We start from the raw sequence: 14,488 nt of genomic DNA, 5'->3' as shown, positions 1-14,488 counted from the left end.
GAAGCCAGCCTCCACCGCCAGCCGGTGGACAGGGATGTTTCGAAGGCTGGTTCTCGTCTTGGCCCGCTTGGTCGCTCCACCCTCCGCTTCCTCCTCGAGGCGCTGACGCTTCGGATCGCGCTCGATGGCGATATACCAGATGCCGTCCTCCTCCCGCACATTCGTCGGTCGCAGGTTGGCTAACTCACTGCATCGGCAGCCGGTCAGTGGCGCTAGCAGCATGAACCAGAACAGCGCGCCATCGGGATTGATCGTCGCGTCCAGCATCACCGGCAGCGCGAACAGCGTTCGCAGCTGCTCCCCGTTGAAGGGCAGGCGGTCGTCGTCGAATGCGTCCCTGCGGTTGACCTTCACACCGCTGGCCGGGTTATGGTCAATCAAGGACATCTCGTTCTCGGCGTGCGCTAGCGCCGTGCGCAGCGCCTGCAGGTTCTTGGCCGCCGTCTCAGGGGAGACGATCCGCATCTTTTTTGCCTTGGCCAGCGCCACCTGATCACGCAGCGGTAGCGACGAAACGTCCTTCTTCGGTCGGTAGGGCAATCGCTCCATGATACGACGGAAGTCGAGGACCGTCGCCTTCGTGATGGTTTCTACAGACATATCACCGAACACGGAGATGAACCGGTCGATCGATGCCTGGAATTCGTCCTGCGATTTCGGCGTGGCGCTGGTTTCATCACGCCACGCCTTGAACACCTCCGACAACTTAGTGCCCATAACTGGGTCGTTCAGCGGGGCTGACCGTTCCACCGGCAGAAAATCGGACATCGCCGTCATCATTGGTTGCAGCACGGTCTGCACCGCCGTCGGCCAGTGCCCGAAGCGGTGTTCCGCCAGACGGCGGAGGATACGTTCGGCCACCGCTTCGAACAGCGGCCCCTTCGGCTTAAGCACCACGCCCGCTGCCTGCGCGACGATCTGCGCCTCGAACTCCGCAGCCTTCCAGTCCCGTGCGGATAGGTGCGCGCGAGCCACCTCGCGAAACGCCACCCCCTTGAATGCAGGGTTCGTTTCGAACAGATCGATATTGATCGATACCGCGTCTCGATGCGCGAACGTCCTAAACGCGCCTGTGGCATCCGGCTGCTCGATCGGCCAGATATCTTCGTCGGCCTCGCCAAGCGCTTCTAGCTGCGCCTTGCTGGCATAGGTGCCGCCCCAATCCAGCCGTGCCCGGAAAGCCATCATATGAAGCATGGTGAGGCACACGTGATCGAAGCCGCGCGCGATGTCATAGTCCGCTGCGACCTAGTGCGCCTTGATGTTCGCACGGGCAAGTGCATCGAATCCATCTGCCACGATTTTGTCGGCCTGATCATCGACGGCGATGGCACCGGCGGCGTCGAGCGCGCGCATCAGGTCGTGAACTTCGACGAGCTTGCGCGCATGCAGGGCACGCGCTTTCACCTCATCGGCGGTGCCGAGCGATTCCTTCCATTCGCGCTTGCCGACGCGTGCGCGGTATCTCTCCGGCACGCCCATGCGAAACCAGAACATTTTCGACTTGGGATGACGCCATAATCCAGCCACGCGCAATCTCATCTTTGTGCCACCTTGTTGTATCACCAGGCGGCTGCTAAGTCGATGAATTGCGCTGTATCGGCGGAAATCCAATCTTCGGTGAGAAGATGGTGACCCCTACGGGAATCGAACCCGTGTTTCAGCCGTGAGAGGGCCGCGTCCTGACCGCTAGACGAAGGGGCCTTGTCGGTCGGATGTATCGGGAGAGAAAGGGCCGACCGCCCGGCTGCATCCTGCCCGTCTGTACCGTGGTGACCCCTACGGGACTCGAACCCGTGTTTTCGCCGTGAAAGGGCGACGTCCTAGACCGCTAGACGAAGGGGCCGTCAAATCGGTGAAGCGGGGCCTTAGACGGGCGTTCCCGTGCGGTCAAGCGCGCGCGCAAATTTATTGCGCCATCGCCGGTCGTCCCGTCGTCGGTCGCCCCCCAACGCTGGCGGGAGCCAGCCGTCAGTCGGCCCCCCAGGCTGGCAGGAGCCAGCCGTCAGTCGGCCCACGCGGCATCCTCGAGGTGGAGTTCGGCGGCGGGGCGGCTGCCCCAGTCGTCGCGCTTGGCGCGCCCCGCGAGCCACAATTTGCGCCCGCGCGCGTTCAGCAGCGTCTGCCCCAGCTCGGTCTCGGCGGCGCGAAAGGCGATCGCCTTGAACCGCGCGCCATCCTCTCCCGCGACGATCAGGCGGAGATGGTCGGTGCCGACGATCCCCGATTCGACGATTCGCACCGGTCCCGTCGCGACGCGCGGCGCGGGCCAGCCGGCGCCATATGGCCCGGCGCTTTCGATCGCGTCGCACCATAAGGGACTGATCCCGCGCGGCGCGAGCACCGCGTCGATCAGCAGCGACTTGTCGCCGCTCGCGCGCTCGACGTCCGCCGCCAATCGCTCGTTCAGGAAGGCGCCGACCGCGTCGACCTTGGTCTTCTCGACGGTCAGCCCCGCCGCCATGGCATGGCCGCCACCCGCGACGAGCAGCCCCGTCTCCTTCGCGGCGAGAATCGCGGCGCCCAGGTCGACGCCCAAGATCGAGCGTCCCGAACCCTTGCCGACGCCATCCGCATCGACTGCAATGACGATCGCCGGGCGGTGCAGCCTTTCCTTGAGCCGCCCCGCGACGATGCCGATCACCCCCGGGTGCCAGCCGTCGCCCGCGACGATCGCGACGGGGGCGTTGGCGCAGGCCGCGCTCGCCTCGATCGCCTGGTCGAGCACCGCCGCCTCGATCGCGCGGCGTTCCTCGTTGAGGCGGCCCAGTTCCTGCGCGATATCGGCCGCCTCCTGCGGATCGTTCGTCGTCAGCAGCCGGACGCCAAGGTCCGACTTTCCGACCCGCCCGCCGGCGTTGATGCGCGGCCCCAGCGCAAAGCCCATGTCGCTCGCGGTCGGCGGCCTGGTCAACCGCGCGGCGTCCATCAGCGCGGCCATGCCGATATTGGCGCGCTTCGCCATCACCTTCAGCCCCTGCGTCACCAGCGCGCGGTTGAAACCCGTCAGCCGCGCAACGTCGGCGACCGTACCGAGCGCGACAAGGTCGAGCAGCTCGATCAGCTGCGGCTCGGCGCGGCTGCCGAAATGGCCGCGTGCGCGCAGGGTGCGCAGCAACGCCGCGCCGAGCAGGAAGGCAACCCCGACCGCGGCGAGATTGCCGTGGATCGCCGCGTCGGGTTCCTCGTCGAGCCGGTTCGGGTTCACCACCGCAAAGGCTTGCGGAAGCGTCGTCGCGCACTGGTGATGGTCGACGACGATCACTTCGACGCCTGCCGCGCGGGCCTCGGCGATCGCGTCGAACGCCTGTGCGCCGCAATCGACGGTGACGATCAGCTTCGATCCTGCCTCGCCGATCCTGACCAGCGCGGCGCCCGACGGACCATATCCCTCCATCAGCCGGTCGGGGATATAGGCGCCCACCGGCACGTCGAGCGCGCGGAGCAGGCGGACGAGCAGCGCCGCCGAGGTCGCGCCGTCGACGTCATAATCGCCGAAGATCGTCACCGCCTCGCGGGCCTCGACCGCATCGGCGAGCCGCGCGGCGGCGGCGTCCATGTCGCGGAACAGCGACGGGTCGGGCATGAATCCGCGCAGGGTCGGGGTACGCTGGCGCTCGATATCGTCGCGCGGCACCCCGCGCGCCATCAGCAATTGGGTGACGAGATCGTCGGGGGCGAGGCTTTCGCCGCCCATTTCGGCGCTCGTGCGCCGCCAGTGCCAGGGCTGGCCGCTGATCGAGTGGGTGATGCCAAGCGCGGCTTCGGTCATTGCCGCAGCCCTGCCGTCAGGATGCGCGCGCGCAGATCCTGCGCGACGCCGAGCGGGATCGCCGGAATCTCGTGGCTGGCAAGGCTGCTTCCGCCCGGCACCCCGAAAACAAGCGTCGCGAGGCCGAAGGGGCGGAGGATGAAGTCGGTCTTTAGGTCGACGCTCTGCACCGACGCGTGCGGCAGCAAGGTCATCTTCGGCTTCCACCAGCCGCGGCGGATCGCGACCTGGTCGCCGATATCGGCCCACAGATGATAGCGCGCCGCCCAGAGGGCGATCGGCGCGATCAGCGGCGCGGCGACGACACCGAGCCAGCCGACCGCATTGCCGAGCGAGAGGGCGACGATGCCGCCGATCGTCGCGGCGGTCGCGCCGATGACCGGGCCGAGCGCGACGATATGGTGGCTGTGCTGCCACGCCTGCGCGGCGTCGGGGCGGCGGATCGCGACCTCGTCCAGCACCGGGTCGATCTCCTCGATCCGGCCGAAGGGAACGACCTGATGGTCGCGTTCCTTCTCGCCGTCGCTCGCAAGGCTTTGCAGGCGCAGCTCGTGCCAGCCGAAGCGTTTGCGCAGGCAGCCGGTGACAAGGATCGCCGCCTGCACGCGCTTCACCGGCACCGCGACGTCGGTGCGCGTCGTCAGGCCGCGCGTGCGGCGGAGCGCGCGCGGCTCGCGCGTCAGGCGGAAACCCCAGTTGGCGAACACCATCGTCGCGATGCCGCTCGCGAAACCGATGAACAGCAGCGAGATCGCGGCGCCGATCCCGGCGATCCAGCGGTGCGCGAGCAGCCAGCTGTCGAGCCCGTAGCGCCCCGCGACGTCGATCCAATCGGCGGGATTGAAGATGTTGAAGTCGAACGGCAGCAGATTGTCGAAGAATTGCATGCCGCCGCCGACGACCGCGAGCGCGGCGAGCGAGAAGTTGAACAGCCCGGCGACGAGCAGCCGGCGGGGCCCCATCGCGAAGAGCAGCCGGTCCTCGGCGAGCGCGGGGGCTGGGTCAGGCGCATCCGCCGTCGGTGCTGCGACGGGCGCGCTGCGATGCGCGCGGATCGTCGTGCGCAGCGCCTGCGCGGCGTCGAGCCCGATCGCGTCGAGATGCGCGTCATTCTCCTTGCCGCCCGCGCCGGTCTCGAACCCGACCTTGGCGATGCCGAGCGCGCGCGACACCAACCCCTGTTCGATGCTGACGTCCTGGATGCGGTCGAAGGGGATGGTGCGATGCTGGCGCGACAGCACGCCGCTTTCGATCACCACCGCGTCGTCGCCGACGATGAAGCGAAATCGCATCCATTGCAGACAGGCGGCGGCGAACGCGATCAGCAGATAGGCGAGGATTGCCGGGACAATCCAGACCCAGTTGCCGGTGAAGCCAAGCGCCGCGACTGCGGGCAAAAACTGCAGCGAGCGCGGCCCGATCCGGACAAGCGCGAGGGCCAGCGTCGCCGGGTGCAGCCGCTGCCACTGCGGCTCGTCGGCGGCCGCGGGAAGGGCGGCGGCGTCGCTCATGCGAAGTCGGTCTGGATATGCCGGCGGATCGTCTCGCGCATCGCGGCGGCAAGGTCGCTGCGCAGGCCGGGCAGGGTGACGGTGCTGTTGTGCGTGCCCGATGTGTGGACGACGAGGTGCGAGAGGCCGAACCAGCGCTCGACCGGCCCCTGCCCGACGTCGATATGCTGGACGCGGACGAAGGGGACGATCGTGTCGGTGCGGAACAGCCAGCCGCGCGCGACGCGGAGTTGCCCCTCGCCGATCCGGTAGCCCCAGCGCGAAACGCGGCGCGCCGGAAAGGTGACGATCGCTATCGCCGCAAACAGCCACGCGGCGACGCTGACCAGCCCGGTCGGTCCGCCGATCCGCGGCATCACGAGCAGGTCGAACACCGTGGCGCCGATCGCGAGGGGCAGCATGTTGAGCGCGGTCGTGATGCGCAGGACATGGCCATAGGCGGGATCGACCGGACCCAGCCCCTCGCTCGCGTTGAGCGCGTCGGGCGCGAAGGGGTCGGTGGGCGCGGCAGCGGTGTCGGTCATGATCCTCCGTTAGTCGGTTGGCGTGTCAGGGCACAACTATATTGAAGCGCGGGTCCTGCGGCGGATGCAGCGCGAACCACGACAGGAACGCCATCCGGTCGCCGTCGATCTTGATCGCGCCCGACTGCATCAGCGCCGGGAATTGTGCTTGCCCCAGCATCACATCGTCGAGCGTCCCCCGGTCGATGGTGATCGTCGCTGTCGGTGCCGGGTCGGTGACGCCATAGCGCGGGAACTCGACCCCGCCGCCGACGACCACCGCGACGGCTTCCTTGCTATCGGGCAGGATGAATTGGAAGGTGCCTTTGAGGCCCGCGCCCTTGGTGGCATCGAAACGCGTCGCGAGCGCATCGAAGAAGACCCCGGTCGGGATCGCGCTCACAAAGCTGCGGCTCTGCCCGTTGCCCGAAATGCTTTCGACCGCATTGCCGCGCAGGCTCGCCGCTGCGGCGAGATAATAGTTCCGCCAGGCGCCCGATTCGGCCTGATAGCCCATCTGGTCATAGGCCGAGGCGAGCGCCGCGCGCGCCTCCTTGTTGTCCGGCTGCGCAAAGACGAGCTTGTTGAGCAGCTCTGCCGCCCAGCGATAGTCTCCCGCCACGATTGCCGCCTTGCCCGCCGCGAGCAGCTTGTCCGCCCCGCCCGCCAGCGCGACATATTTGGGCGCGCTCTGCTCGGGCGGCAGCGGGTTGAAATTGGCGGGATTGCCGTCCCACCAACCGAAATAGCGCTGGTACGTCGCCTTCATGTCGTGATTCAGCGTACCGTAATAGCCGCGCGTCCCGAAATCCCTGCTCTGCACCGGCGCCTCGGCGGTCTGGTCGGCGAGCTCGTGCAAGGTCGCGCCCTTGTTCGCGAGGAACAGTGTCCGGTCGTGGACATAGCGGTACGCGTCGCGCTGGTTCGCCAGCAGCTCGCCGACCTCGCCCGTCCCCCACGTCGGCCAATGATGCGATCCCATCGCGACCTCGGCGCTGCCGCCCCATTTCAGCAGCATCGCGTCGATCACCTTCGACCAGCGCAGCGCATCCCGCACCTGCGCTCCGCGCAGGGTGAGCACATTGTGCAGCGTGTGGGTCACGACCTCGGTGGTGTGCAGGGCCTTGTACGCGGGGATATAGAAGACGAACTCCGACGGCGCCTCGGTGCTCCCTGCATCGAGGAAGTCGAAGACCAGTCCGTCGATCGTCAGCGTTCCGCCCTTGTCCGACACCGTCTCGGTCGGTTCCATATAGCCGATCGTCCCCGACGACAGCTTGGGTCCCAGCCCGGTATCGACCTGCCCCCGCTCGCCCGGCGCCAGGATCGACCCGAACATGTAGAGCGCACGCCGCCCCATCGCGGTCCCAGCGAGGACATTCTCCGACGTCGCTTCTTCGGAGAAGCCGTGCGGCGCGATGATCCGCACCTTGCCAGCCTTCACCTCTTCCGGTGTGACGATCCCGCCGACCCCGCCGAAATGGTCGCTATGGCTGTGGCTGAAGATCACCGCCCTGATCGGCAGCACCTTGTCCTTCGCCTCGACCGTATCGGCGAACAGCTTCCACCCCGCGGCGGCCGTTTCTTCGGACAGCAGGGGATCGACGACGATCCAGCCGCTCTTGCCGCGGATGATCGTCATCACCGAAATATCGTAGCCGCGGATCTGCCAGATCTTGCCCGGCACGACCTCGAACAATCCGTGCACCGCGTCGAGCCGCGCCTGCCGCCACAGCGACGGGTTCACCGTGTCGGGCGCGTCCTTCGATTGCAGAAATTCATAGGGCCGCCGGTCCCAAACCGTTTTGCCTTGCTTGTCGAGAATCACCCCGCCCGGAATCTCGGCGAGCTTGCCGCGCCGCACATTGGCTTCGTCGCGCGGGTCGTCGAGCGGCAGGCGCCTCGCGATCTCGGCCTGCGCGGTGCGCGTGGCGTCGCTCGCGGCATCCTGCGCGATCGCGGCGAACGGTATAGCGCTGGCAAGCAGCACGGCGGTCAGTCGGCGCATGTTATCCTCCCCTGTTTCGGGGCAGCTTGCGCCGTGCCGCCGGGCTTGGCAAGCATCGCGGCATGACCGACGCGCCGCACCTGCTGATCGCCTGGCACAGCCGCACCGGCGGCAGCGAAGCGCTTGCGCGCGCGGCCGCCGATGGGGCGGGGAGCGCGTCGCTCATCGCGGCGAACCGGGTCGTACCGGACGATCTGCTCGCGGCGGGCGGCTATCTCTTTGTCGGTCCAGAAAATCTTGCGGCACTGTCGGGCGCGATGAAGGAGATGCTCGACCGTTGCTATTATCCCTGCCTCGGCAGGCTCGAAGGGCGCCCCTATGCGACGATCATCTGCGCGGGTTCCGACGGCGAAAACGCCCAGCGCCAGCTCGACCGCATCGCGACCGGCTGGCGGCTCAGACGCGTCGCCGATCCGATGATCGTGAACACCGATGCGCAGACGCCCGAAGCCATCCTCGCCCCCAAGACGATCCCCGCGAACCGCCTCGCCGAAGCGCGCGATCTTGGCGCCGCATTGGCGGAGGGGCTGGCGTCGGGGATTTTCTAAAGCACGCGGCATCGACACTCCGAACTGTACTGTTCACATAATACAGTATGCGGACGGTGTCGATATGCGCTTGAAGGACGGTTTGGGGCAGGAAGCGGTCGTTCTCTTCGTTTCATGCAGCGCTGAAGGAATGGATCCCGGATCGAGTCCGGGACGACGATGAAAGATATGCCGGGTGCCAGCCGATTCGCGCCAACCTCAACGCGCGCCGAACAGCGCGGTGCCGACGCGGACATGCGTCGCGCCCAGCATCACCGCGGTTTCATAATCGCCGCTCATCCCCATCGAGCGAAGCGGAAGGCCATGGCGTTCGGCGAGTTCGTCGAGCAATGCGAAATAGGGCGCGGGTTCTTGCGTTGCGGGCGGGATCGCCATCAGGCCGTCGATCTTGAGCCCCGCGTCGCGCGCCTCGGCGAGCAAGGCCGGCAGGTCGGAAACGGCGCAGCCGCCCTTCTGCTCCTCGTTGCCGATATTGACCTGCACGAAGAGTTGCGGTTGCTTGCCCGCCTTGGCGCAGGCCTTGGCGAGCGCCTGGACCAGCGACGAGCGGTCGACCGAATGGATCGCGTCGAACAGCGCCACCGCTTCCTCGGCCTTGTTCGATTGCAGCTGGCCGATCAGGTGCAGCGTGACCCCGGGGGTCTCGGCGCGCAGCGCGGGCCATTTGGCCGCCGCTTCCTGCACGCGATTCTCGCCGAAATGATGCTGGCCCGCGGCGATCAGCGGGCGGATCGCCTCGGCCTCGTGCGTCTTCGACACCGCGATCAGTTCGATCCCGGCGGGCTCCCGCTGCGCGCGCTTCGCCGCACCCGCGATATTCGCCCGTACTTCGGCCAGCCTGTCAGCAGCGTCGCTCATATTCGATCCTCGATCGGCGCGTTGCGCGCGCCCGCGACGCGCCTATAGGAAGGGCGATGGTCGGACGCCACCCCTCCCGCCCCCGAAACCTGCCTGCGACATGGCTGTTCAGCGACGAGCGGCTCGCGGCCGGGATGCGCGCGCTGGCAGCGATCGTGCCGCCCGGCAGCGGGATCATCGTGCGCCACGACGCGCTGCCGGCGGGATTGCGCTGGCGGCTTGTCCGGCGGCTCCAGCGCGTTGCGCGGACCCGCAAGCTGATGGTCCTGCTGGCGGGATCGCCTGCGCTTGCGCGGCGGTGGGGCGCCGACGGCGTTCATCTCCGCCAGCCGATGGCCCAGCGCGCGCGGCAGGCGCACCGCCTCGGCCTGGTCGTCACCATGCCGGTTCACGATGCGGGCGAGGCGCGCGCGGCGCGGCGCGCGGCCGCGCATGGGGCCTTCATTTCTCCGCTCTACCCGACGCGGTCCCACGCCGGAGCCCGCGCGCTGGGCCGCGCCGCCTGGCTGCGACTGGCGCGGCTCGCGGGCGGGAAAGCCATCGCGCTCGGCGGAATGACATCCGCCCGCGCGCGCGCGCTCCAGCGCGCAAGCGGCATCAAAGCCGGCTGGGCAGCAATCGATGCGTGGGATGAGAAAGCGGCGAAACGCCGGAGACGTCAGAAGCGGAACGCCGTGCCGACATAGACCGCCTGGCTGTCGCGGCGCGCGTCGGTCAGCGGCTGCGCGCGGTCGTCTGTGCGATAGCGGACGCCGGCCGTCACATCGATATTCTTGGTCAGGCGATAGCTGCTGACGACATCGACATTCTGGTCGTCGCCGGGCGCGGTGACGCGGTCGGTCGCGCCGGCGGGATCGCTCGGCCGGCTGAGGACGCGCGTCGCGAAGCGCGATTTCTTCTCGGCGAGCTGTTCGGGTTCGCGCGCGACCGGCAGATTCTTGAGGTCGATGCCGCGCGGCAGCGCCGGGGTGACGAATTTCTGGAAGCCGACCGACGCGCCAAGGTCATAGGCGACGGGCGCGACCGCGATCGGCGCCTTGGCGCGGCCGGCGGTCAGCGCGGCGGTGCGCGCGGCGCTCGACGTGTCGTCGCGGCTGCGGATCACGACGGTGATCGCCCGGTTCCGGCGGCCCTCGTCGGTCAAGGCAGGGGTGAAGCTGAAGCTGCTGCGCGCTTCGGCCGACATCTTGGCGTAGCGCGCGATCAGCCGCGGGTCGCCCGACGCCGGGGTGAACTGGCCGAGCAGCGTTTCCGAAAGCTGGGTGTCGCGGATGCGGTCGGCGCGGGTCATCGCCGCGAGCGCAGGCGGAAGTGCGACTGAAATCGCCGCAGCGGCGACCAGCCCAGACTTCCAGAGATGTCGCGATGTCCGCGCCATTAAACTGCGACTCCAACCCCAATCGAATCCCCAGATAGGCCTGCGGGCCCAATATTTCCAGTGATTCACGAACGAATGATCCCGCCCTTCCGGCTTTTCGCCGAAGCTGTTGCGTTGACACCACAGTGCGACGCTTTGATGACCGCGCGATGAATGGCGGAAAAGAGGCGATTGCCGCGCTTGCGGCACGGGAACAAGGGCGATAGAGACGCTTGCAAATTCCGCACGCGTCCGTGCCCCGATCGGGGAGGCGACGCCCAAATATAAGGTGTTCCGGCATGTTCCAGCTTCCCGTCCCTGCCACGTTCGGCCGTCGTCCGGCCGCGCTGGCGCTGCTCGGGCTCGCCGCGCTCGGCCTGTCGGCCTGCGCCGGCAAGGAAAAGCCGAAGGCCGACCTCGCCGCGTCGCAGGTGACGACGATCGGCGTAAACTCCTATCTGTGGCGCGCGTCGCTCGACGCGCTCTCGTTCATGCCGCTGCTCCAGGCCGACTCGTCGGGCGGGGTGATCATCACCGACTGGTACGCGAATCCGTCGAACCCGGGCGAACGGATGAAGGTCACCGTGTCGATCCTCGACCGCGACCTGCGCGCCGATGCGCTGCGTGTCGCGGCATCGCGCCAGGTGTCGCAGGGCGGCGCCTGGGTCGACGCGCCGGTGCAGGCGGCGACGGTGCAGAAGCTCGAGGAAATCATCCTTACCCGCGCCCGCGACCTCCGCCGCTCGGCCATCGAAGGCTAATTCCCGGCGCGGATGCGCGCCGACTGACATCAACGGGGTAACTGACCAATGACCCGCGAAACGCGCTTTGGCGCTCTCGCCGCCGATGCCCGCTGGCAGGCCGCCTGGGACGCCGCGAACAGCTTCGTCACCACCGACAGCGCCGACAAGCCGAAGGCCTATATCCTCGAGATGTTCCCCTACCCCTCGGGGCGCATCCACATGGGGCATGTGCGCAATTATGCGATGGGCGACGTGCTCGCGCGCTTCAAGCGGATGACCGGCCACGACGTGCTCCACCCGATGGGCTGGGATGCGTTCGGCATGCCCGCCGAAAATGCTGCGATGGAAAAGGGCGTCGCGCCGGGCGGCTGGACGCGCGACAATATCGCGTCGATGCGCGCGCAGCTGAAGCGCCTCGGCCTCGCGATCGACTGGAGCCGCGAGCTCGCGACCTGCGAGCCCGATTATTACGGGCAGGAACAGGCGCTGTTCCTCGACATGCACGCCGCGGGGCTCGTCACGCGCAAGGAAAGCTACGTCAACTGGGACCCCGTCGACATGACCGTGCTCGCGAACGAGCAGGTGATCGACGGCCGCGGCTGGCGCTCGGGCGCGCTCGTCGAAAAGAAGAAATTGTCGCAGTGGTTCCTCAAGATCACCGACTTTGCCGATGAACTGCTCGAAGGGCTGAAGGGCCTCGACCAGTGGCCCGACAAGGTGCGGCTGATGCAGGAAAACTGGATCGGCAAGTCGCAGGGGCTCGAATTCAGCTTCCGCATGGCCGGCGGCGCGCCGGGCTTCGACGTCTTCACGACGCGCCCCGACACGCTCTATGGCGCGAGCTTCGCGGCGATCTCGCCCGACCATCCGCTCGCCGAGAGGCTGGCCAAGGATTCGCCCGAACTAGCCGCGTTCCTCGAGCTATGCCGGCGTCAGGGCACCGCCGCCGAACAGCTCGACACCGCCGAGAAGATGGGGTTCGACACCGGCCTGTCGGTCGAGCATCCGCTCGATCCCAACTGGCATTTGCCCGTCTGGGTCGTGAACTATGTGCTGATGGACTATGGCACCGGGGCGATCTTCGGCTGCCCGGCGCACGACCAGCGCGACCTTGATTTCTCGCGCAAATACGGCCTGCCCGTCCACCGCGTGATCGCCGACGGCGACGAGACCGGACAGGTCTTCCACGGCGACGAGGCATATGTCGGTCCCGGCAAGCTGGTGAACAGCCATTTCCTCGACGGGATGACGATCGAGGAGGCCAAAGCCGCGATCATCGCGCGCGCGGAGCATGAGGGCTGGGGCAAGGGCACGACCGTGTGGCGCCTGCGCGACTGGGGTGTTTCGCGCCAGCGCTATTGGGGCACGCCGATCCCCTTCATCCATTGCGACGCCTGCGGGCTGGTGCCGGTGCCGAAGAGCCAGCTTCCCGTCGTGCTGCCCGAGGACGCCGATTTCTCGGTCCCCGGCAATCCGCTCGACCGCCATCCGACGTGGAAGCATGTCGCCTGTCCAAGCTGCGGCGGCGACGCGGTACGCGAGACCGACACGCTCGACACCTTCGTCGATTCGAGCTGGTATTTCCTGCGCTTCGCCTCTGCGCCCGCGGACAAGCCCTTCGACCCCGATGTCATCCGCCGCTGGCTGCCCGTCGACCAGTATATCGGCGGCATCGAACATGCGATTCTGCACCTGCTCTACGCGCGCTTCTGGACCCGCGCGCTCAAGAAGCTGGGGATGATCGAGATCGCCGAACCGTTCGCCAGCCTGTTCACGCAGGGGATGGTGACGCACGAAACCTACAGCCGCGACCAGGGCGAGGGCCATGCACCGGTCTTCTTCACCCCCGACGAGATCGTCCGTACCGCCGACGGCGCGACGCTGGCGGCCGATGGCGCGCCGGTCGATGTCGGCCGCGTGATCAAGATGTCGAAGTCGAAGAAGAATGTCGTCGATCCCGACGCTATCCTCGACCAATATGGCGCCGACGCCGCGCGCTGGTTCATGCTCTCGGACAGCCCGCCCGAGCGCGACCTGCCGTGGAGCGAGGCCGGGATCGAGGGCGCGTGGCGCTTCGTCCAGCGGCTATGGCGCATCTTTGGCGAGACCGAAAATGCCGGCGACGGCGGCGAGGACAAGGGGCTGGCGCGCAAGCTGCATCAGGCGATCGCCGGCGTGGCAGCCGATATCGAGGCGCTCGGCTTCAACAAGGCTGTCGCGAAGATCCACGCGCTCGCGAACGAGATCGAGAAGGCACCGCCCTCGGCGACCCGCGCCGAGGCGTGCCGGACGCTGATCCTGCTTGTCGCGCCGATGATGCCGCACCTTGCCGAGGAGGCGTGGGCGGCGCTGCCGGAGGGCCAGCGCACGACCGCGATGATCGCCGACGCCGCATGGCCCGCCGCCGATCCCGCGCTGCTCGTCGACGACGAGGTGACGATCGCGATCCAGGTCGCCGGCAAGCTGCGCGACACGATGACGCTCGCGAAGGGGATCGACAAGGGCGCCGCCGAAGCCGCGGCGCTCGCGCGCCCGCGCATCGCCGAACTGCTTGGGGGGACCGCGCCGAAGAAGGTGATTGTGGTCCCCGACCGTTTGGTGAATATCGTTCCCTGATGCGCAGCCTCTTCGTCTCCGCCCTTGTCGTAGCCTCGCTCGCCGTTGGCGGCTGCGGCCTGCGCCCGCTCTATGCGAACGGCAGCAAGGGGGCGGTGGCGCAGGTGCTCGCCGACGTCGATGTCGCGCCGATCGAGGGGCATTCGGGCTGGCTCGTCCGCAACGCGCTCCGCGACCGGTTGCAGGCGACGCAGGGCGGGCATGGCGCGGGCAAACGGCTGCGGCTCGACGTGCGGCTCGAGGATTCGATCACCGGCTTCGGCGTCCGCGCCGACGATGCCGTGACGCGCGAGCGGCGGACGCTGCGCGCGCGCTACCAGCTCGTCAACGCCGCGTCGGGCGAGGTGTTGCTCGACGCGACCGCGACGCAAGACTCGGGAATCGATGTCGTCGGCAGCGAATATGCGACGATCGCGGCCGAATCGACCGCGCTCGAACGGCTCGCCTCGGGCGTCGCCGACCAGATCGTCGCACGGCTCGCGGTGTTCGCAAACCGCGGCGGCGGCGAGTCCGCCGACCCGCCGGCGGCGCCCGGCGGCTAGGCAGATCAGGGATTAATCCGCTTTCCCGAG

The 14,488-nt window shown here is 67.9% G+C and carries 13 protein-coding genes and 2 tRNA genes; 5 read left to right on the top strand and 10 right to left on the bottom strand.

Features of this window, described 5'->3' with window-relative positions; genetic code table 11:
* The 8 genes from QOL68_RS12275 to QOL68_RS12240 all read right to left on the bottom strand — a co-directional run.
* Positions 1 to 1,197 (bottom strand): site-specific integrase (locus QOL68_RS12275; protein ID WP_283404313.1); only part of this gene is annotated, 1,197 nt, incomplete at its 3' end.
* Positions 1,198 to 1,248: 51 nt separating this feature from the next.
* Entirely contained in the window at positions 1,249 to 1,542 is a 294-nt protein-coding gene (locus tag QOL68_RS12270; RefSeq protein WP_283404312.1) for a DUF6538 domain-containing protein, read from the bottom strand.
* Positions 1,543 to 1,629: 87 nt separating this feature from the next.
* Positions 1,630 to 1,704 (bottom strand) — tRNA-Glu (locus QOL68_RS12265).
* A gap of 66 nt (positions 1,705 to 1,770) precedes the next feature.
* Positions 1,771 to 1,846: transfer RNA gene (locus tag QOL68_RS12260), tRNA-Glu, on the bottom strand.
* Positions 1,847 to 2,005: 159 nt separating this feature from the next.
* Positions 2,006 to 3,772, bottom strand: coding sequence for a single-stranded-DNA-specific exonuclease RecJ (gene recJ, locus QOL68_RS12255; protein ID WP_282949264.1), 1,767 nt, complete (start codon positions 3,770 to 3,772; stop codon positions 2,006 to 2,008).
* On the bottom strand, positions 3,769 to 5,283 hold the full coding sequence (locus tag QOL68_RS12250) for a PH domain-containing protein (RefSeq protein WP_282949265.1): 1,515 nt from the start codon (positions 5,281 to 5,283) through the stop codon (positions 3,769 to 3,771). The genes recJ and QOL68_RS12250 overlap by 4 nt, the downstream gene beginning before the upstream one ends.
* A complete protein-coding gene (locus tag QOL68_RS12245; protein ID WP_282949266.1) occupies positions 5,280 to 5,807 on the bottom strand; it encodes a PH domain-containing protein in 528 nt (175 codons plus the stop codon). Before QOL68_RS12245 ends, QOL68_RS12250 begins: the two co-directional genes overlap by 4 nt.
* A 25-nt stretch (positions 5,808 to 5,832) precedes the next feature.
* Positions 5,833 to 7,794: an alkyl/aryl-sulfatase gene (locus tag QOL68_RS12240; protein ID WP_282949267.1), complete on the bottom strand. Its 1,962-nt coding sequence runs from the start codon at positions 7,792 to 7,794 to the stop codon at positions 5,833 to 5,835.
* 62 nt (positions 7,795 to 7,856) lie between these two features.
* Between QOL68_RS12240 and QOL68_RS12235 the strand changes: the two genes are divergently transcribed.
* Entirely contained in the window at positions 7,857 to 8,342 is a 486-nt protein-coding gene (locus QOL68_RS12235) for an NAD(P)H-dependent oxidoreductase (protein ID WP_282949268.1), read from the top strand.
* Between the two features lie 198 nt (positions 8,343 to 8,540).
* Here QOL68_RS12235 and QOL68_RS12230 read toward each other — a convergent pair whose 3' ends face one another.
* Positions 8,541 to 9,200 (bottom strand): YggS family pyridoxal phosphate-dependent enzyme, encoded by a 660-nt coding sequence (locus QOL68_RS12230; RefSeq protein WP_282949269.1) that lies wholly within the window; start codon positions 9,198 to 9,200, stop codon positions 8,541 to 8,543.
* 56 nt (positions 9,201 to 9,256) lie between these two features.
* On the opposite strand from QOL68_RS12230, the gene QOL68_RS12225 reads away from it, so the two are divergent.
* Positions 9,257 to 9,886 carry a thiamine phosphate synthase gene (locus tag QOL68_RS12225; RefSeq protein WP_282949270.1) on the top strand — a complete coding sequence of 210 codons (630 nt, stop codon included), beginning with the start codon at positions 9,257 to 9,259 and terminating at the stop codon, positions 9,884 to 9,886.
* On the opposite strand, the gene QOL68_RS12220 is transcribed toward QOL68_RS12225, so the two are convergent.
* Positions 9,859 to 10,491, bottom strand: coding sequence for a hypothetical protein (locus QOL68_RS12220; protein WP_283404311.1), 633 nt, complete (start codon positions 10,489 to 10,491; stop codon positions 9,859 to 9,861). The genes QOL68_RS12225 and QOL68_RS12220 overlap by 28 nt on opposite strands.
* Before the next feature lie 365 nt (positions 10,492 to 10,856).
* Here QOL68_RS12220 and QOL68_RS12215 point away from each other — a divergent pair, with 365 nt between their 5' ends.
* Genes QOL68_RS12215 through lptE form a run of 3 tightly spaced genes read left to right on the top strand, consistent with a single transcriptional unit; the run spans position 10,857 to position 14,458 of the window.
* Positions 10,857 to 11,318: a DUF3576 domain-containing protein gene (locus tag QOL68_RS12215; protein ID WP_204994280.1), complete on the top strand. Its 462-nt coding sequence runs from the start codon at positions 10,857 to 10,859 to the stop codon at positions 11,316 to 11,318.
* A 48-nt stretch (positions 11,319 to 11,366) separates the two neighbouring features.
* Complete coding sequence (leuS, locus tag QOL68_RS12210; protein ID WP_282949271.1) at positions 11,367 to 13,916, top strand: leucine--tRNA ligase; 2,550 nt, start codon at positions 11,367 to 11,369, stop codon at positions 13,914 to 13,916.
* On the top strand, positions 13,916 to 14,458 hold the full coding sequence (gene lptE / locus QOL68_RS12205; RefSeq protein WP_282949272.1) for an LPS assembly lipoprotein LptE: 543 nt from the start codon (positions 13,916 to 13,918) through the stop codon (positions 14,456 to 14,458). Before leuS ends, lptE begins: the two co-directional genes overlap by 1 nt.
* Positions 14,459 to 14,488: the final 30 nt, after the last annotated feature.

The organism is Sphingopyxis sp. Geo25 (assembly GCF_949769135.1).
Classification (GTDB): domain Bacteria; phylum Pseudomonadota; class Alphaproteobacteria; order Sphingomonadales; family Sphingomonadaceae; genus Sphingopyxis.
The sequence above is the reverse complement of the archived record's forward strand: the minus strand, read 5'-3'. Positions and strand labels throughout refer to the sequence as shown.